Origin of the sequence: Snodgrassella communis, from assembly GCF_914768045.1 — a bacterium.
GTDB lineage: Bacteria > Pseudomonadota > Gammaproteobacteria > Burkholderiales > Neisseriaceae > Snodgrassella > Snodgrassella communis.
On the sequence record NZ_CAJZCD010000007.1, the window covers coordinates 61,778 to 80,144 of the forward strand.

Below are 18,367 nucleotides of genomic sequence, written 5' to 3' on the forward strand. Positions count from 1 at the left end.
CTTTAATCATGCAGTTAAATATTGAATTAACCATAAAGAAGCTGAAATGGCTACACTAATTTGCACAACTTTTTAGGCAATTAGTTAGAAATAACTGATTTGGTGCTACAACCAGCATTAAAAAATAGACAATGCCGATTCGGAACTGGAAAATGCAATCAGTCGATTTAACACAGCAGTTGGTGACAGAATTAACTGTCACCTGTTGTAGCAGCAAAATACACAAAATTCAGTATAAGGCCGATTAAACACTAGCAACTAATCCCATTTAATATCCTCATTCATAATCTGATGGATTTCCACGCGAGTGTTAACATCAAGTTTATTAACAATCCAGCCTTGTAAATGACAATTTCTGATAAATTCATCAATTCTATTTTGGCCTTTCATTTCTTTTAACGTAACCACTACGCCAAAACGAATCTCCTCTCCATCTTTAGGATCTAACCTGTTAGTCGTTTTAATTTCCATGCCCCAATTTGTATTTTTATATGAGCATTTTGGAGTTAATCTTTTTTTATTAATTGATTCTGATATATATTTAACATTATCCCATTTTCGGAATTGACTTCGAGCGTCAGATTCTGATAAATAATAATCTTCATCTGTTTCAAGATTCTGCTTATCACCTTTAATATCTTTAATCTTGCCCTTATTATCAATTCGGCCAAAGTGCAAATTTAATTCAGTATTGGTATAGTCGACACCTTGATTTCTATTACATTTCGGAAAATAGCACATAGTTGCTCTGGCAAAAAAAGGATATTTATTATGAACTAAAGGAACAGGAAATTCGTAATTGTATGTATTCCATTTTTTACTTACATCTGTTACTACAAATTTTACTTCATCTTCTTTAGTTGTGATAATGTCGTTTATATGAATTGGCACGATACCATGGCCAAATTCAGCAATTTCTTGAGGATTTGGCTGCTTCCATTCTTTTGCTGCATCAATAATCATAGCCTTGGCTAATTCTCTATTAAGGCCTAAAACATCAATTAGATAAGATAACTTACGCGCTATCCACGGTGCTGCAAAAGATGTTCCTGCAACCTTAGTCTCTCCTGAACCTTCGTGCACGCATATATATTCATCATCACTACCACCATAATAGCTCACATCAGGTTTGGCAAAAAATGATAATACAATCCCTTTCCTCCCATATTTAGGCGGTAAATTATTTTTAGTTACAGAATTAACTATCATACTATTAATAGAATCGGCAGGAGAACCTATTCTTTCAACTTCTTCATTAGGCTTATTGGTGCCGGCAATAACAAAAATCACATCATTATCATATTGGATCTGGTCTAATACTGCGGCTTCAGCAGAAATAAAATTATCATTAATCTCTTGATTACTGCCCAATGACAGATTCCAAACCTTAATATCCGTATTTGCGGCAATAATCTCTTTAATTTGTTTGATAATTGTAAAAGATGAGAAATACGCACCAGTCGCCACCCCAAAATGGCGAACTCTAAACCGACCACAACCATCCTCCAGCCATGGATTTAATCTTGGTCCATCAACAATAATAGATGATATGGCTGTGCCATGTTTATAATCATTAGCTGTTTTTGGGATACTGGCATCTACTTTATTATGATATTCAACCCATTCATTGAAGTAGACACTTTGGTCAAAAAGTGTATCGATTACGCCAATGGTTGGTTCTGCATTAGGAGCAGGAATAAATATCTGCTCTTGTTGTCTTTGCTGAATAAAATCTTCAGGAGACAAACAAGATAAATCTACAGCAGCCATGGAAATCAGATATGGAGCTTTTAAAGATAAAATTTTAGTTTGATTGGCATCTAGATATACAGTCAATCTATCTAAAATCCGGCTGGAAAGAATCTTAATACCATATTTCTCCAGCAGCTCTACTGTATCTGTTTTGGTATCATATAAGGTTATAATACCTTGTACTATTTGCTCTGTTGTTTCTTCTACATTAAAGCCATCAATATATGAAGCATCAGCTATTACTTGCTTAAATGCAAACTTACTTAGATTAAATTTCTTATAGGGAATATTATTCATTATTTCCTTATCATCAAGTTTCTTTTTATCTATCTGGCCATTGAAATAAACATTCAGAACATTGATGGAATTTTGTAGTAAGGAAATACTGTTAGTTAAATCGACAGCATCCAGATAATAAGTAATTATATGTTTAGTTTGGTTCTGATTAAACTTAGCACCTACAACAGCAGAATTTGAATTTTTCCCTTTAAATAAGCCAGTTATACGATTACTTTTTGCAGCAATTTTATTGTAGTGTACACTTATTAAAATTCCAGTAAATGGTCTAGTTTCATTCTGCCAGTATTCAGCAATTTGCTCTAGTTTTAATTTTAGCGAACTTAAATGCTCTGTAGAAACAGTCTTATTCCCGTTCATGCGAACGTCAAATAACCCTTTTTTCCGAGGAGCCTGAACAAATGCTTTTCCCTTTAACTCTAATACATTATTTGCCATTATTTATTTTCCCCTTTTAATTTTCTTGCTACCGTACTTTTCGCTTCACCAGTAAGTTTTTCTATTTCTCTAACAGTAAAGCCCTGACTGTGTAATACCGTATCCGTTATTTCTTGAGTATTCATGGTATTTTTGTACAGCCTGCGCAAGTAATCAAAGCTATTGTCTACATCACTAAAGGCTAAAGATGTTTTTATCATGTTTTTTAATTCTCCAGGATTAGGTAACTGAGTTGCGGTATTTAATATTTTCCTTACCAGCCGAGTGTCTTTAGTGATATTTTTAAAGCTTTTGGCATAGGAAGAAAAATACAATTCTGCGATTTCAACCAAATCTTCTTTACCATAACGATTGAAATTAATTACAGCATCAAAACGTCTTGATAGAGCTCTATCAAGATTTTTGTATAAATTGGTGGTGGCGATAATAACAATTTCATTATTCAAATCTGCCAAGCGGTCAAATTCTCTCAAGATTGCTGAAGTTACCCGTCCCATTTCGCGCACATCGTTACTGTTGATACGATCCAGCGCAATCACGTCTATTTCATCAAACAAAATCACTGTTTTTTCCGGATAGGGTATAGTATTGATTTCGCTAAATACAGTAACAATATTTTTATTGGTTTGCCCCAGCTTGCTATCAACCAGATTATCAAAGTTGACATAAAATAAACTACGGTCGAGCAATCTGGCTACATGCTTAGCTGCTTCAGTTTTGCCTGTCCCCGGACTTCCCTCAAACAGAAATCGGTTAATACCAATATTATGCGTTACCGCATTAATTATCCCTTTAATATCATTGGTCACTTCTACAGGTAGATTTAATGATTCTAAATTCTTAACATCAATATTTTTTAAATAAATACTTTCAAAATCGCTTGCCTGTGGCACATAAAGATTAGCCGCCGCAATCTGCCCCATAATATATTCAGCCAACTGAGTATCGCCCATTCTGTCAAAATGATGGGCAATCTCTATTGCTTCATTTCTGAAAGCATTCTCATTTCGCTCAACATGATATTTAATCAAGTTTAAAATATTTCCTTTTTTCATGAGATATTAACCCTAACTACATTTCCAACATTAAAAGCAATTATAGCATTTTTTGGGACAAGTTTTAATAAAATGGGACAATTTTATAAATTTTTAGATTTTTCTCAACCAAATTGTCAATCTGGATATTTGGCAAGTATGCTGAATATTCAGATTCTCACAATTCATTAGCTTAGACATCCATCTACACTTCATCAATAAAACAAGCATCAGAACTCATACTTAATATTAATAAAAGTACAAACTGAACAAGATTTGCAATGAACGCAGAAAAACTGAATAATTATTCTTTAAACAAAATACATATTCCAAGCTGATACCAGTGAAGAATAGATTGGATTGAGTAAAAGCTTAAATAGTTGTATATAATATTCTTCTCTTTTATCTCATCTATTTCTTAACCTTTACTGGTTAATTTATCCGGGGTGCCACTGGCTGAGATTACACCCGTTGAACCTGATGCGGTTAATACCGACGAAGGGAGTATAAAACAAGCTTTTGTGCTGATAAGTCTGTTTTGTTACTCCTTAATATATTGTTTATTAAAGGAGCGTTTATTTATGCCATCATTCCAATCACTTATTGAATTTTGTCAGGATGACTGGAATCGCTATATCCAACATGATTTTGTGCAACAAGTGGGTAAGGGAACGTTAGATAAATCCTGCTTTCAGCATTATTTAAAACAGGATTATCTTTTTTTGATTCAGTTTTCGCGTGCATGGGGGCTTGCGGTTTATAAAAGCCACGATATTTTTGAGATACGGCAAGCTTTAGCTGGTCTTAAAGCTATTGTTGAAGTTGAACTGGATTTGCATATTCAGTACTGCAAGCAATGGGGCATAAGCAAACAGGAGCTTGATAATTTGCCGGAAGCTAAGGCCAATATTGCTTATACGCGTTATATGCTTGATGCAGGACAGCAGGGTGATCTGCTGGATTTGCATATCGCACTGGCGCCCTGCCTGATTGGCTATGGAGTACTTGCGTGTTGGATTCAAGAACAATCATGGTATCAGGTGCACAACAATCCTTATCAGAGTTGGATTGAGATGTATACAGGTGATGAATTTCATGCAGCCATGCAAACAGAGATTAACTGGATTAATCAGCATTTGGCCAATATTGATTCGCAGCGCTTTGAGCAGTTAGCAAAAATTTTTACCAAAGCAACACGATTAGAGGCTGATTTCTGGCAAATGGGTCTGGATAAAAGCTATTAGCAGTATCGATTTTTCTGTCAACATGAATGCCGACACAGTTAATCACTAGATAAATGCAAAACAGGAGTAATTCTGTGGAATTGAATTAGCCTTTATATTTGCTCAATTAACGCCAGACGTTTTGCTTATAAATTATCTTAATGATCATTCAATGTGGGTGATGAGTATTGGTTCTTGCTGATATTTTCAGATTGGAAAGCGCCATTGGCAGACTTTTAATTATTCGCTTTAAGCCTGAATTTTAACTCCGTATTGCGATTTCAATATTTATCAAGCAAGGCAATCGATACTTGCACCTGCTACTATTTGTCTGTTTCAATAGTTTAATAATGTGGCGGAATTTCACTTGCCGGATTAAATGATTCGCCACCGCTATCTGCTCTGTCTGGCAGGCGCTGGTAAAGCAGGCGCAGTTGTGCCTGTTGTAAATCTAAGGTTTGTTGCAACCGGGCTATGGTATCACTCAGGCTCTGGATGGTTTCTTCCTGCAATGCGCTTTGTATTTCCAGCTCTTCGATGCGGTGCTGTAATTCGATATGTGCTTCATGCATGTTGTTTTCCATAGTGCGGCCATTTAGTCGGTAAATCTGATTTGTGTTTTATTATCGTTAATGAAAAAAACCTGAGCAATAAACTGCTCAGGTTTTTCAAACCAGTATGAAACAATTATTTCAGTTTGGTTTCTTTGTACATTACATGCTTACGCACTACTGGATCGAATTTTTTGATTTCGAATTTACCAGTCATGGTACGTTTATTTTTAGTAGTGGTATAGAAATGACCTGTACCAGCAGATGATTCCAGTTTGATTTTGTCGCGCATTGCTCTATCCTTAAATCACTATATGATTAAGCTTCACCGCGAGCGCGCAGGTCGGCCAATACTACTTCAATACCTAATTTGTCGATGGTGCGCAGAGCGGCGTTAGAAACGCGCAGACGAACCCAACGGTTTTCACTTTCAACCCAGAAACGACGTGATTGCAGGTTAGGCAAGAAACGGCGTTTGGTTTTGTTGTTGGCGTGTGACACGTTGTTGCCACTCATCGGGCGCTTACCGGTCACTTTACATACACGTGCCATGGTTAACTCCAAACTTCTAATTAATTTTGTAAAACGCGATTTATACCATGAAAAGCGGAATCTATTCAAGGGTTAAATCATTTTGTATAGCACGAGCAGGTAAAAATGTTGCTGTTAAATCAGGCATTGGCTGCTATAGCCTTGTCTGTGCACCGGCTAACTGATACGTTCAGATGGTAGCCAGTGCTATATTTTCAGCCACTGCTCGCGCTGCTAAAAGGATAGCTGGAACAATGCAGCCAGCCATCCTGACTGAGGTCACAATTACTGCACCGTTGTCGTTGTGGTGGTAGTTGTTGTGGTTACGGTGGTGTTTGCAGCTGGTACTACAGTTTGCTGGTTGAGACCACCGCCCAGTGCTTTATAGATATCAGCACGGTTTTCCAGCAGGGTTTGCTGGGTGCGGAGCAATGCCTGCTGGGCTGCGTAGCTGTCGCGCTCGGCGTCTAGCTGTTCCAGTGAGCTGGCAATGCCATGTTTATAACGCAGCTGGGTGAGCCTGTAACGGTTGGTTTGTGCCTGCTCGCCACGTAGTTTCGCTTCATACTGCTTTTGCAGCGAATCACGTGCTACCAATGCATCAGCCACATCACGGAAAGCAGCCTGTACTGTTTGCTCATACTGTGCCACGGCGATGTTTTTACGTGCAGTAGCTAAATCCAGATTGCCTTTGTTTTGCCCCCAAGTGAAAATCGGCAAGGTAATCTGTGGTGTGAAGCTCCATGTACGATTTGGGCCATTGAACAGATGGCCAATATCATTGCTGCCAGAACCAATGCCACCAATCAGGCTGATGCGCGGGAAAAATGCAGCCCGTGCTGCACCAATATTGGCATTGGCTGATTTAAGCGCAAATTCAGCTGCACGTACATCCGGCCGCTGATACAGAATGGTAGACGGCAAGCCTACCGGCAGTTCGGCATTAACAAACTGGCGGCTTAATGGTGCTACTGCGGGCAGGTCATCTGGTAATGGTTTGCCTACCAGCAGGGTTAAGGCATTATGCGCCTGATCACGTGCCTGTTTGGCGGCTGCATAATCTGCGCGCGCAGCTTCAATTTGCGCTTCGGCTACATCGACTTCTACCTGTGAAATCACGCCCGATTTGAATTGCAGATCGGTCAGGCGTTTGCTTTCTTGACGAGATATCAAGACACGATTGGATAAGTCCATTTGTGCCTGAGCGATGCGTTCATTAAAGTAGGCTTTGGCCACGCTGGCTATCAGGCTGATTTGGGTGGAATCGCGTACCTGTTTCTGCTGGAAATACTGATTCAGAGCTGCATCAGACAGGCTTTTCACCCGTCCGAACAAGTCCAGCTCGAATGCGGTAACACCCAAACCAACGTTATACGATTCAGCAATATAGCTGGTTTGCTGGCCGGTAGCGTCACGCATGGCACTCAAATCCCGCGCAACACGGGAACGGCCGCCATTGCCGGTAGCAGCCAGCGCAGGCAGGCGATCGGCGCGCTGGATAACGTATTGGGCACGTACAGCTTCTACGTTTAAGGCAGCCACACGCAAATCACGGTTATTGGTCAATGCCAGACTGATAATCTGTTTCAGGCGTTCATCAGCAAAATAATCCTGCCAGCCCAGATTGGCCGCCGCTACAGCACCAGCCAGCTGGTTGTTGGCAGCTGCACGGGGAAAAGTTTCTGCCATTTCTACTTGTGGCTGGTGATAGCGCGGTGCCATTGAGCAGGCAGACATTACCCCGGCTGTTAATACAGCCAGCAGGGTAGGTTTTACTAGGTGTTTCATGCTTTATCCTCTTTGTCTGTCTGTACGGTCGCGCTGCCATCACTGTTTACGGTAATGGGCAGGTTTTTGCTGTTATCAGGCGTATGGCCACCTTTATCGTTCTTTTGTCTGCTGAACAGGCTACGTACAGTTGAGTAGAACACGGGCACAAAGAATACGGCCAGACAGGTACCTACTAACATCCCCCACAATACGCTGGTACCAATTGCACGCTGACTGGCAGAAGAAGCGCCACTGGCAAAATACAACGGTACTACACCCATAATGAAGGCGATAGAGGTCATCAGAATCGGGCGGAAACGCAGGTGTGCAGCAGCCAGTGCTGCTTCCAGCGGGGATTTGCCCTGCTCTTGCAACTCTTTGGCAAATTCCACAATCAGAATGGCGTTTTTAGCACTCAAACCAATCACGGTAATCAGCCCCACCTGAAAATAGACGTCGTTTTCCATGCCACGCAGCCATGTGCCCAATACTACGCCAAGCAGACCAAGTGGTACCACCAGCATAACAGACAGTGGGATTGTCCAGCTTTCGTACAGTGCGGCCAGACAGAGGAATACCGCCAGCAGGGAGAACATATAGAGGACGGTAGACTGGTTACCGGCGTCTTTTTCCTCTTTGGACAGACCTGTCCATTCGTAACCAAAACCATCAGGCAGTTTGCTGGCCATTTTTTCCATTTCGGCCATGGCATCACCAGTACTGTAGCCCGGAGCTGCATTACCGGTAATAGACATGGCGGTATAGCCGTTATAGCGGACTGTTTGCGCCGGACCGGTGATCCAGTGGGTTTTCATGATGCCAGACAAGGGAACGGGTTGTCCCTGTGCATTGTTAACAGTGAGTTTGCTCAGGTCTTCCGGTGTCATGCGAGAGGCTACATCGGCCTGTACAATCACGCGCTGCATACGCCCTTTATTCGGGAAGTCATTTACGTAATTGGAACCCAGTGCGGTACTCAGTACGGTGGTGATATCACCAAATGAAACACCTTGTGCATTAGCTGCATCACGGTCGATATCAATCTGTAATTGAGGTTCGTCTTCCATGCCATCCGGACGTACCTGTGTCAGCACTTTGCTTTCACGCGCCATGCCCAGTAGCTGGTTACGTGCTGCCAGTAATGCTTCATGGCCTTTACCACCACGATCCTGTAGGCGGAAGCTGAAACCGGTACTGGTACCGAGTTCAGGGATGGATGGTGGCACCAGTGCAAAGATATAACCATCACGAACTGAACCCATCATGGCACCGGTAATGCGTTTGGCCAGTGAGTTGGCACTGTGTTCTGCGCCGTCACGCTCAGACCAGTCTTTCAGTACCAGAAAGCTCAAACCTACGTTCTGCCCCTGACCAGTCATACTGAAGCCCAATATTGATACCATATTTTTCACTTCAGGCTGATGGAGCGTGAAGTCTTCCATTTTCTTGAAGGTATCCAGTGTACGATGCTGGGTAGCGCCCGGTGGTAACTGAATCAATCCGATAGAGTAACCCTGATCTTCTTCCGGCAGGAATGAAGTCGGCAGGCGCCCCATCACAAACAGTGCACAGCCGGTAAGAATGGCGTAAATGATAAACATGCGCACACTGCGATGCAGCATGTATGCTACTTTGGATTCGTATTTTTTGGTGCCACTGTTAAATTTGCGGTTAAACCAGCCATAGAAACCTTTTTTCTCAGCCTCGTGTTCGGCAATCGGCTTGAGCAAAGTAGCACACAGAGCCGGTGTTAAAGACAGTGCCAGAAAAGCAGAGAAGAAGATGGCCACAGACATAACGATGGAGAACTGGCGGTAAATATTACCGGTAGAACCAGAGAAAAACGCCATCGGGATAAACACAGTAATCAGTACCACGGTAATACCTACCACGGCGCCGGAAATCTGTCCCATGGCTTTTTCGGTAGCCGGTTTGGGCGGTAAATGCTCTTCCGCCATAATACGCTCAACGTTTTCCACCACCACGATGGCATCATCGACCACAATACCGATTACCAGCACCATAGCAAACATGGTCAGTACGTTAATTGACAAGCCGGCAACATACATGATGGAAAAGGCACCCAGCAAGGCAATCGGTACCACAATGGTCGGAATCAGGGTATAGCGGATATTTTGCAGGAACAGCAGCATTACCAAGAATACCAGTACGATGGCTTCTACCAGTGTATGTACCACTTTTTCAATGGAAATACTTACAAAAGTAGAGCTGTCATACGGAGCAGACCAGCTCATGCCAGCCGGGAAATATTTCTGCAAATCAGCCAGTTTGGCCTTAACGGCATTGGCTGTTGCCAGTGCATTACCTTTGGAGGTTAGCTGAATACCGGCACCTACCACGTCTTTACCATTCAGACGCGCACCAGTAGAGTAATCCTGTTTACCCAGCTCTACCCGGGCAACGTCTTTCAGGCGTACCAGCGAACCATCGGTATTGGCTTTGACAATAATATTTTCAAACTGTTCAACTGTTTTTAGCTGGCCGGGAACGACGATGGTCGCTGTGGTCTGAATATTGTCAGGAGATGGCAAGGCGCCCAGACTACCGGCAGAAATCTGCTGGTTCTGTGCCGCCACCGCAGCATTAACAGCGCCCGGTGTCAGATTCACGCTGCGTAATTTGTCTGAATCCAGCCAGATACGTATGGCACGTTCGGAACCGAACACCATTACGTTACCCACACCATCAATACGCTGTAATTCCGGCTGAATGTTACGTGCCACGTAGTCAGCCATGTCTGCCGGTGTCAGGTTGGGATTATCACTGGTATACATGGTTACCATCAGGAAGTTACTGCGTGATTTGGCAATCTGTACACCAGTCTGTTTCACCATGGCAGGCAAACGCGGCTCTGCCCGAGACAAGGCATTCTGCACATTCATCTGGGCGATATCGTCATCGGTACCCGGATAGAAAGTTAAGGTTAATGTACCTGTACCATTGGACAGTGATTTGGCCTCCATATAATCCAGATTTTCCAGACCATTCATCTCACGTTCAATACGCGACAATACAGTATCTTCAATAGTCTGGGCATCGGCACCCGGATAGGCAATGGTCAGGGTAATGGAAGGAGGTGCTACAGTCGGATACTGGGCAACAGGTAGCTTGGTAATACACACTATACCGGCAATGATGATGAACAGTGCCACCACCCATGCAAAAATCGGTCGGTTAATAAAAAATCGTGACATATTACATATTCCTTACTTGGCCTGAGAGGCAGATGCCGCAGAGGCCTTAGGTGCAGAGGCAGCCTGAACAGGAGCTGATGCCTGAACAGGAGCTGATGCCTGAACAGGAGCTGATGCCGGAGCATTGGCTGATGCCGGTTTCCACGGCTGGGTCTGAACTTTCTTCGCACCGGTTAATTGCACCAGTGCCAGTCCATCCATTGCTACTTTATCACCAGCGCGCAGACCACCGCTGATTACCCAGTCTGTGCCTTTTTGCTGAACAACGGTTACCGGACGAATAGCCAGACTGCCATCGGCATTAACCACAGTAACAGTATCACCGCTGGCACCACGGGTTACCGCTTGCTGAGGCACCACAATGGCATTCTGGATTTCAGCCTGCGGAATTTCTACCCGCACAAACTGGCCTGGCAATAACATATCGTTATCATTTGGAATTTCGGCACGTACTTTAACTTCGCCCGTGCCCTCATCCACAGTCATATCGGTAAACAGCAGACGACCTTTTTGCGGATATTCACTGCCGTCATCCAGCTTGATGGCTACTTCCACAGCACCATTGATGGTTTTCATTCTGCCCGCGGCAATATCCTGACGGATTTTCATCGCCTGTGTCGCCGTCTGGGTTAGGTCAACATATAAAGTATGGGTTTGCTGAATCAGAGCCAGTTTAGTAACATCATTCTGGCCAACCAGTGCACCTTCAGTAACCAGTGCCTTACCAATGCGTCCTGAAATCGGCGCACGTACATATGCGTAGCCAACATTAATCTGTGCAGATTTAATTGCAGCCTGTGCACTGTCAATTTGTGCATGTGCCAGACGCTGTTGGGCAATCGCCTGATCAAATTCCTGTTTACTGATGGCATTAGCGGCTACCAGCGGGCGATACCGGGCAACATCAGCATCAGCTTTCGCTGCATTGGCCTGTGCTGTAGCCAAACTGGCGCGCGCAGATTGCAGGGAGGCCAGATAAGGCGCATTGTCAATTTGGAATAATGGCTGCCCTTGTTGAACATAGGTGCCTTCTGTAAATAAGCGTTTCAGCAAAACACCGGCTACACGGGCACGCACTTCTGACTCGCGAATCGGTTTTAAACGGCCAGTCAGCTCGGTATCTATAGTTACCGTTTGCGGACGTACAGTCAGCACACTGACCATTGGTGCTTGTGGCGCTGGTGCATTTTCTTTTTTGCCACAGGCAGCCAATACCAGCGCACTGGCAAGTACTATCGCACTGATGCGCCATTTATCTGCTCTTCGATTCGTTCCCATACTCACCTCAATATGTGCATATATACTTAAAGATTAAATGAATTTTTACTCTGCTGTGCTAAAAATATGACACAAATAACGCCAGTATCGACACCACAGGCAGCCAGAACAGAAACTTCAGGCAATCTGCGATGCGACAACAGACGATTAAATAAAAATGGCTTTACGCTGCGCATTATACATGCAACAATGTATGTATACCAGATGTAATAAATTTAATACTTTAGTTATTTTAATCAAAAAAACCTGTGCTAATCTGGATTAAATACAGATTTGCCTAAATTTAATTTACAGATTAACGGAAATTTATTATGCGCAAGACCAAAGAGGAATCCCTGCAAACCAAAGAGGCTCTTATGGCTGCGGCATTGGACATTTTTTATCGGCGTGGCGTCAGCCGAGCTTCGCTACAGGAGATTGCCAGCGCAGCCGGTGTCACCCGCGGTGCTTTATACTGGCATTTCAAGAATAAAGAGGACCTGTTTGATGCATTATTCCAACAATTTTTCAGTAAATTGAGCGAGCAGCTGCAACATGACATCGACACCAGCTCCCCGGATGCATTAAACAACCTGATGCAGGCACTAAAACAGATGTTTCAGCGCATGGCGGCTGATGATAATTACCGTAAATTCTGTTACATACTGCATCTGAATTGTGAACATACCGCCGACAACAGTGCCATAGTCGCATTGTTGCAAAAATACCAAAATTTATGGTGGCAGAACTTGTGTGCTGTGTTTCAGGTGTGCTGTCAGCAACATGTTCTGCCCGCAAATATCAATATCCAGCAGGCTGCCCTGTACTTTCAGGCACTGTTCATGGGGCTGACGAACTTATGGCTAACAACTCCGCATACCATAGATATAACCAGCATCGCACCCAATTTTATTAATATTGCGCTTGAGTCACTGCAACATAATCCGAATCTGCGCCAATGACTTACTAGCCATATAATAAGGTACACATGCAGCAATGCCAGACAGCATCTAGTTCTGGCATTTACCTACTACACTGTCTGGTCTGACTGATAACTGCGGACAGCTAATTAATCATCATCCCGTACACGTAATAACATCACGGGAATATCAGACTGGCGTAAAACACCTTCCGCAACTGAACCCATTAAAATATGCATAAAACCACTAAAGCCATGGGTACCCATCACCAGTAAGTCTACATTGTGTTCAGTAGCTTCCTGAATCAGCATATCGGCTATCTTGTCACCGGCACTTTCCACCACCTCAATTTCATGATGTAAGCCAGATTCTTTAAGCAATTTCTCAGCTTGTTCCAAACCTTTCTTACCAGCTGCATTTACTGCCTTGCGTACTTCTTCAGAAGGCAACGCACCAACACCACCCCAGCTAAATTGAGCCAGATCCACAACATTAACCACACGCAAGACAGCATTACATAATCTGGCCAGCATAATTGCTTCCTGCAATGCACGCATGGCGGCTGCGCTTTCATCTACCGGTACCATAATTTTGTGATACATCGTGATTCTCCCTGCTCAACAAACATAATCCTGTTTGTAAGAAACTGAAAAACAGCTATATAACCAGAAAAATACTGACAAAGCTTAGCACAAATTTGTCTGTTGCAAACACCAGCCAGCCCAGAGCATTGTAAAACCTGTTACTATCCAGCCTAAATTAAGTAAGGATAATCCATGAGCCGCATTCATATCGAACCACCTGAACACTGGTTATTTCATACCTGCATCAGTGTACATATCGGCGATATTAATTATGGTAACCATCTGGCCAATGATGCCATACTGCGCCTGTGCCATGAGGCACGCCTGCGTTTACTGGCGTCTTTAGGCTTCAGTGAGATGGATGCCGGTGGCACCGGCCTGATTATGCTGGATGCGGCACTGCAATTTCAGGGACAGGGTTTTTATGGTGATAAACTCGACTTTGATTTGGGGATAACCGGCCTGAACAATACTGGTTTCGGTCTGGTTTACCGCATTCGCCGAACCAATGATGGCACAGCCATTGCCATGGTAAAAACCAATATGGCCTTTTTTAACTACCAGCGCCAGCGTATCAGCCGTACACCGGAAATTTTTCGCAACGCCCTTGCCCAGAGTCATTAAATGCAGCCAGCACCTTCTCCGAACTGGATACTGTGGAATGAATTTTTCCAGCACCTACAGCAACGCGGCTTATCACCGTTAACCAGCTCAGCCTATAACCGTGATCTGATTCAGCTAAGTCAGATTTTGCCCACTAACCTTACCTCCACCGGCATTACTCGCCTGCATCTGGTTGGCGCACTGAAAAAGCTCAGTGGCATGGGTGATAAGCCTGCCTCACTGGCACGCAAACTGAGCACTTGGCGCACTTACTTTAATTTTCTACAACAGCAGGGGCAAATTACCACCAATCCTACCAGCAACATTAAAACACCCAAAGCAGGCGCGCGCTTACCCAAAGCAGTACCGGCTGAAAAACTCAATCATGCTTTTGACCAGCCCACGGCCAGCGATCCCTTATCGCTGCGTGATCAGGCTATCTTCGAACTGCTGTATGGCAGTGGTTTACGCTTGGGCGAACTGGTACAACTGGATTTACACCACCTGATGCTGGATGAACACTGGGTACATGTGCAAGGTAAAGGCAACAAACAGCGTCAGGTTCCCTTAGGCCAAAAAAGTATCGCAGCCTTACAGCGCTACCTGCCCCACCGCTACGCAGTTGCCGGCGAAAACGCGGTATTTACCAGCCAGCGTGGCACACGCCTGAGTGCACGCCAAATTCAGAATCGCCTGAATGTCTGGTCGATTACCCATAGCAGCGACCGCCACCTATCTCCGCATATGTTGCGGCACAGTTTTGCCAGCCATGTGTTACAAAGTGCTCACGATATCCGTGCCGTACAAGAGCTGCTTGGCCATAAATCCATCAGCACCACCCAGCAATACACCAAACTGGACTTCAACCATCTGGCACAAATTTATGACAGCACCCATCCACGCGCCAAACGTCGTAACAAATAACCGTTTAATATCTGAACCTGCTTATACTTAGTTAAACCCAATCCATAATCGCCATTATCACTTTGCTGAACATGCTGGGACAGTTATTCCCAGAGCAAGAGATACTGCTTATCAGCAAAACTGCCCAAAATCATTCTTTAATCTGGGCAACGTTGCATCAATGGCAATGGTAGATACACACAAATCCACATCAAATATGCCTTTATAATTATTCTACAGCATCAGATATTACTTCCCCTGTGCTCACTGATCTGGCCGTTTTCATGACCACAAAGTGCATGAAAAATTAGGGTTTAAGTATAGACTTGTAAAAAGAAAAAAATATACTTTTCAACTCGATTGTTTCAGTTATTTGCCATTATTTATTAACCAGTCAGACCTAGTTAAATTCCGCTTAAAAAAACTGAACAACTCAACTACCAAGCTTTTTAAGTAATGCCGTCAATCGACCGGACGCATTTTTATACGGAGAAGATGTATTCAGTTGAATCATTCGTCCTCGCGTGTATTTACCATACCAAGTAACCTCATATAAAGCTTCATTACTAAAGCCTTCAATAAGCTTGATTATGTCATTTTTATTTTTGTCCAAAAGACGAAGTAACGCATTATAATCATTTATATTTTTGTAGTCATAATAAAATTTCTGCGCTAATTGTCCTAATTCATTCCACTTAAAACCGACTTCAGGAAAAATGATTTCCTGCCCTTTCTCTTCCTGAACATGCCAAGACAATACTAATTCTCCCCAGCCAATTAAATAAGAAACCAATTGTGCCACACTCATCGTACTGCCTTTAACATGTCCTTGCATAAGAGGTTCAAATGCCTTTTGCGCAGGAACAGACATCAATTTTTTGATTAATAATGCATAATTCTTATTTATCGCTTCTATTAATTCATTTTTGGATTCAGGTATTGCCATAGTCTCCTCCCAGTGGTCTATTCTGCATATTTCCAACTATTCTGTTCTATACCGCGCACAATAATTCTACTGCCTGTTGCAGCGTTTCCTGTTGCTTGGCAAAACATACCCGCACACACTGCTGGCTAAAACCATCATGATAAAATGCTGCCAAAGGTATCGTCGCCAGCCGGTGCTGAATCACTAGCTCACGCACAAACTCATTTTCTGGCGCAGAACTGATGGCACTGTAATCCAGCACAATAAAATACGTTCCCTGAGGCACATACACCCTAAAGCGCGAATCATGCAAACCGGCCAGCAGAAAATCACGTTTCTGCTGGAAAAACCGGCCTAAATTTTCATAGTGTGACGCATCGGCCAGATAATCAGCAATAGCATACTGCGTGGGGGTATGCACACTAAACACATTAAACTGATGTACTTTGCGAAATTCTGCCATAAGTGCCGGCGCAGCTACACAATAACCTACCTTCCAGCCAGTTGCATGTAACAGCTTGCCAAACGAACCCACAACAAAAGTCCGCTCGCGCAGCAGCGGATGTCTTAACAGGGTTTGTGGCTGAATATCATCAAAAACCAAATGCTCATACACCTCATCACTTAGCACAAAAATATTATGGTTCTGCACCACCTCAGCCAAAGCAGCAATGTCAGCCATACTGAATACCCGACAGGCCGGATTATTCGGATTGTTCACAATAATCAGCCGCGTACGCGGCGTGATTAATGATTTAACATAATCCCAGTCTACAGCAAATTCCGGTGCAACCAGTCGTACCGGTCTCATCGTGCCACCAAACAAAGTTACCGCGGGCGCATAACAATCATAAGCGGGTTCAAAACTGATTACCTCATCACCCGGGCGAATCAATGCAGCAATAGTCGTAAAAATCGCCTCAGTTCCTCCCGCAGTAACCGTAATTTCCTGCTCAGCATCAACAAGCAGCCCATGCACCCGCTGGAACTTTTCCTGAATGCGCTCACGTAATACGGCCACACCAGTCATCGGCGCATACTGATTAGTACCGGCACCTAAATAACGCTCAACCAACCCGATTAACTTCGGATCAACCGCATAATCTGGGAATCCTTGTGACAAATTCAGTGCACCATGTTCTGCCGCCAGTGCCGACATCACACTAAAAATTGTTGTCCCCACCGCAGGTAACTTAGAATCCAGAGTCAACATCACTCACACCAGAAAAAAGAAACATAATATGGCGACATGCTTAAATTAACAATAAATTTATCTTTCGCAACAAAAATAGTACAATCAATTACCTAATATGAATAAACCAAATAACTAATATACTAACAACACTCACATCATGAAAAAAATCATTTTAGTATTATGTCTTAGCCTTGGTCTGACTACCTCAGCCGTGGCCGAACATGCCCACTGGGGTTATCAAGGCGATAACGCACCGGAAAACTGGGGTAAAATAGCTGATGCGCATACTTGCGCCACTGGTAAAACCCAATCGCCGATTGACATCTTTGCCAGCAAAACCAACCAGCAATTACCCAAACTGAAATTTAACTATCGTCATGCCAACATTAACAAAATAGCCAACCACGGCCATTCACTTCATTTTTACTTTGGCTCAAACAGCACCCTTACCTACAACAACACAGTCTACACACTGGTTCAGTTTCACGCCCACGAACCAGCTGAGCACACCATCAATGGTGTACGCTATCCGCTAGAATTACACTTTGTCCATCAGGCAGCCAACCACAGTCATCTTGTAGTTACCGTATTTGTAGAGGAAAGCAAAGAAAACTCCTATTTTGAAAAAATGGCCATACTCAAAGAACTGGCCAAAAATAGTAACCAAAACACCAACATCTTATTCAATCCGGAACAACTTTACCCGCACAACCGTAGTTACTACCGCTATACCGGCTCACTCACCACCCCGCCATGCAGCGAATCAGTAACATGGATATTATTCCGGCAACCCATTACCCTGTCGAAAGCAGAAATCGAAGACATCTCCCAATATTTGGCCAAAAATAATAACCGCCCTATCCAGCCACTGAACAACCGCATTATCGAAAACAACTAAATCCACATAACTTACTAACAGTCAGGCCTAACCACATAACGCCTGACTGTTTTATCTATCTGATACTAGCCACTTCCTGCATATCGACCAAAATATTGGTTTACTAATTAAATATTTCCATACCAACAACAACTTCAAAATCACCACCTCAATCAACCAGTCGCCCAAAATAATAACTGTCTGTTTGACATATTGGCGCGTGGATCAACCATAATACCCATCATATCAAAAGCCCTCACAGCAACTGTGGCAACAACAAGGTTTCACACCC

16 protein-coding genes and 1 riboswitch are annotated in these 18,367 nt (G+C 43.4%); of the genes, 5 read left to right on the forward strand and 11 right to left on the reverse strand.

The features are described from left to right. Positions 1 to 258 precede the first annotated feature (258 nt). Together MJ761_RS08085 and MJ761_RS08090 are read right to left on the reverse strand one after the other, a co-directional pair. The gene (locus tag MJ761_RS08085) at positions 259 to 2,487 is read right to left on the reverse strand and encodes a S8 family peptidase (protein ID WP_093092605.1); all 2,229 of its coding nucleotides are present in this window, start codon (positions 2,485 to 2,487) and stop codon (positions 259 to 261) included. Beyond that, a complete protein-coding gene (locus MJ761_RS08090; protein ID WP_037406806.1) occupies positions 2,487 to 3,542 on the reverse strand; it encodes an ATP-binding protein in 1,056 nt (351 codons plus the stop codon). The genes MJ761_RS08085 and MJ761_RS08090 overlap by 1 nt, the downstream gene beginning before the upstream one ends. A gap of 411 nt (positions 3,543 to 3,953) precedes the next feature. Next, positions 3,954 to 4,043, forward strand: a riboswitch (TPP riboswitch). Positions 4,044 to 4,102: 59 nt separating this feature from the next. On the opposite strand from MJ761_RS08090, the gene tenA reads away from it, so the two are divergent. After that, positions 4,103 to 4,765, forward strand: coding sequence for a thiaminase II (gene tenA / locus MJ761_RS08095; RefSeq protein WP_093092603.1), 663 nt, complete (start codon positions 4,103 to 4,105; stop codon positions 4,763 to 4,765). 323 nt (positions 4,766 to 5,088) lie between these two features. On the opposite strand, the gene MJ761_RS08100 is transcribed toward tenA, so the two are convergent. The 6 genes from MJ761_RS08100 to MJ761_RS08125 form a co-directional block, all read right to left on the reverse strand. After that, positions 5,089 to 5,316, reverse strand: a complete 228-nt coding sequence (locus MJ761_RS08100; protein WP_093092601.1) for a SlyX family protein — start codon at positions 5,314 to 5,316, stop codon at positions 5,089 to 5,091. A gap of 115 nt (positions 5,317 to 5,431) precedes the next feature. Then, the gene (gene rpmG / locus MJ761_RS08105) at positions 5,432 to 5,587 is read right to left on the reverse strand and encodes a 50S ribosomal protein L33 (RefSeq protein WP_037406801.1); all 156 of its coding nucleotides are present in this window, start codon (positions 5,585 to 5,587) and stop codon (positions 5,432 to 5,434) included. A 26-nt stretch (positions 5,588 to 5,613) separates the two neighbouring features. Beyond that, the gene (gene rpmB, locus MJ761_RS08110) at positions 5,614 to 5,847 is read right to left on the reverse strand and encodes a 50S ribosomal protein L28 (protein WP_037406798.1); all 234 of its coding nucleotides are present in this window, start codon (positions 5,845 to 5,847) and stop codon (positions 5,614 to 5,616) included. A 264-nt stretch (positions 5,848 to 6,111) separates the two neighbouring features. Further along, positions 6,112 to 7,614 (reverse strand): efflux transporter outer membrane subunit, encoded by a 1,503-nt coding sequence (locus tag MJ761_RS08115; RefSeq protein WP_093092599.1) that lies wholly within the window; start codon positions 7,612 to 7,614, stop codon positions 6,112 to 6,114. Then, complete coding sequence (locus tag MJ761_RS08120) at positions 7,611 to 10,811, reverse strand: efflux RND transporter permease subunit (protein ID WP_093092597.1); 3,201 nt, start codon at positions 10,809 to 10,811, stop codon at positions 7,611 to 7,613. The genes MJ761_RS08115 and MJ761_RS08120 overlap by 4 nt, the downstream gene beginning before the upstream one ends. 12 nt (positions 10,812 to 10,823) lie before the next feature. Then, on the reverse strand, positions 10,824 to 12,089 hold the full coding sequence (locus MJ761_RS08125) for an efflux RND transporter periplasmic adaptor subunit (RefSeq protein WP_093092595.1): 1,266 nt from the start codon (positions 12,087 to 12,089) through the stop codon (positions 10,824 to 10,826). A 311-nt stretch (positions 12,090 to 12,400) separates the two neighbouring features. Between MJ761_RS08125 and MJ761_RS08130 the strand changes: the two genes are divergently transcribed. Further along, positions 12,401 to 13,030, forward strand: coding sequence for a TetR family transcriptional regulator (locus MJ761_RS08130; protein ID WP_093092593.1), 630 nt, complete (start codon positions 12,401 to 12,403; stop codon positions 13,028 to 13,030). A 107-nt stretch (positions 13,031 to 13,137) separates the two neighbouring features. Here the strand turns inward: MJ761_RS08130 and MJ761_RS08135 are convergent, their stop codons facing one another. After that, on the reverse strand, positions 13,138 to 13,590 hold the full coding sequence (locus tag MJ761_RS08135) for a universal stress protein (protein WP_037406790.1): 453 nt from the start codon (positions 13,588 to 13,590) through the stop codon (positions 13,138 to 13,140). A 174-nt stretch (positions 13,591 to 13,764) separates the two neighbouring features. On the opposite strand from MJ761_RS08135, the gene MJ761_RS08140 reads away from it, so the two are divergent. Further along, positions 13,765 to 14,196: an acyl-CoA thioesterase gene (locus MJ761_RS08140; RefSeq protein WP_093092591.1), complete on the forward strand. Its 432-nt coding sequence runs from the start codon at positions 13,765 to 13,767 to the stop codon at positions 14,194 to 14,196. Beyond that, positions 14,197 to 15,099: a tyrosine-type recombinase/integrase gene (locus MJ761_RS08145; protein ID WP_093092589.1), complete on the forward strand. Its 903-nt coding sequence runs from the start codon at positions 14,197 to 14,199 to the stop codon at positions 15,097 to 15,099. It begins immediately after the preceding gene. 412 nt (positions 15,100 to 15,511) lie between these two features. On the opposite strand, the gene MJ761_RS08150 is transcribed toward MJ761_RS08145, so the two are convergent. Together MJ761_RS08150 and MJ761_RS08155 are read right to left on the reverse strand one after the other, a co-directional pair. Next, positions 15,512 to 16,024 (reverse strand): ClbS/DfsB family four-helix bundle protein, encoded by a 513-nt coding sequence (locus MJ761_RS08150; RefSeq protein WP_093092587.1) that lies wholly within the window; start codon positions 16,022 to 16,024, stop codon positions 15,512 to 15,514. A 46-nt stretch (positions 16,025 to 16,070) separates the two neighbouring features. Next, the gene (locus tag MJ761_RS08155; RefSeq protein WP_100149378.1) at positions 16,071 to 17,216 is read right to left on the reverse strand and encodes a methionine aminotransferase; all 1,146 of its coding nucleotides are present in this window, start codon (positions 17,214 to 17,216) and stop codon (positions 16,071 to 16,073) included. 139 nt (positions 17,217 to 17,355) lie between these two features. On the opposite strand from MJ761_RS08155, the gene MJ761_RS08160 reads away from it, so the two are divergent. Next, complete coding sequence (locus MJ761_RS08160) at positions 17,356 to 18,096, forward strand: carbonic anhydrase (RefSeq protein WP_093092583.1); 741 nt, start codon at positions 17,356 to 17,358, stop codon at positions 18,094 to 18,096. The last annotated feature ends 271 nt before the right edge of the window (positions 18,097 to 18,367 follow it).

Bases quoted from the DNA above. Each gene is read 5' to 3' on its own strand.
- MJ761_RS08115 (WP_093092599.1), bottom strand. From the start codon at position 7,614: ATGAAACACCTAGTAAAACCTACCCTGCTGGCTGTATTAACAGCCGGG.
- MJ761_RS08145 (WP_093092589.1), top strand. From the start codon at position 14,197: ATGCAGCCAGCACCTTCTCCGAACTGGATACTGTGGAATGAATTTTTC.
- MJ761_RS08160 (WP_093092583.1), top strand. From the start codon at position 17,356: ATGAAAAAAATCATTTTAGTATTATGTCTTAGCCTTGGTCTGACTACC.
- MJ761_RS08140 (WP_093092591.1), top strand. From the start codon at position 13,765: ATGAGCCGCATTCATATCGAACCACCTGAACACTGGTTATTTCATACC.
- MJ761_RS08155 (WP_100149378.1), bottom strand. From the start codon at position 17,216: ATGTTGACTCTGGATTCTAAGTTACCTGCGGTGGGGACAACAATTTTT.
- MJ761_RS08130 (WP_093092593.1), top strand. From the start codon at position 12,401: ATGCGCAAGACCAAAGAGGAATCCCTGCAAACCAAAGAGGCTCTTATG.
- MJ761_RS08150 (WP_093092587.1), bottom strand. From the start codon at position 16,024: ATGGCAATACCTGAATCCAAAAATGAATTAATAGAAGCGATAAATAAG.
- MJ761_RS08120 (WP_093092597.1), bottom strand. From the start codon at position 10,811: ATGTCACGATTTTTTATTAACCGACCGATTTTTGCATGGGTGGTGGCA.
- MJ761_RS08135 (WP_037406790.1), bottom strand. From the start codon at position 13,590: ATGTATCACAAAATTATGGTACCGGTAGATGAAAGCGCAGCCGCCATG.
- MJ761_RS08090 (WP_037406806.1), bottom strand. From the start codon at position 3,542: ATGAAAAAAGGAAATATTTTAAACTTGATTAAATATCATGTTGAGCGA.
- MJ761_RS08085 (WP_093092605.1), bottom strand. From the start codon at position 2,487: ATGGCAAATAATGTATTAGAGTTAAAGGGAAAAGCATTTGTTCAGGCT.
- MJ761_RS08125 (WP_093092595.1), bottom strand. From the start codon at position 12,089: ATGGGAACGAATCGAAGAGCAGATAAATGGCGCATCAGTGCGATAGTA.
- tenA (WP_093092603.1), top strand. From the start codon at position 4,103: ATGCCATCATTCCAATCACTTATTGAATTTTGTCAGGATGACTGGAAT.
- rpmG (WP_037406801.1), bottom strand. From the start codon at position 5,587: ATGCGCGACAAAATCAAACTGGAATCATCTGCTGGTACAGGTCATTTC.
- rpmB (WP_037406798.1), bottom strand. From the start codon at position 5,847: ATGGCACGTGTATGTAAAGTGACCGGTAAGCGCCCGATGAGTGGCAAC.
- MJ761_RS08100 (WP_093092601.1), bottom strand. From the start codon at position 5,316: ATGCATGAAGCACATATCGAATTACAGCACCGCATCGAAGAGCTGGAA.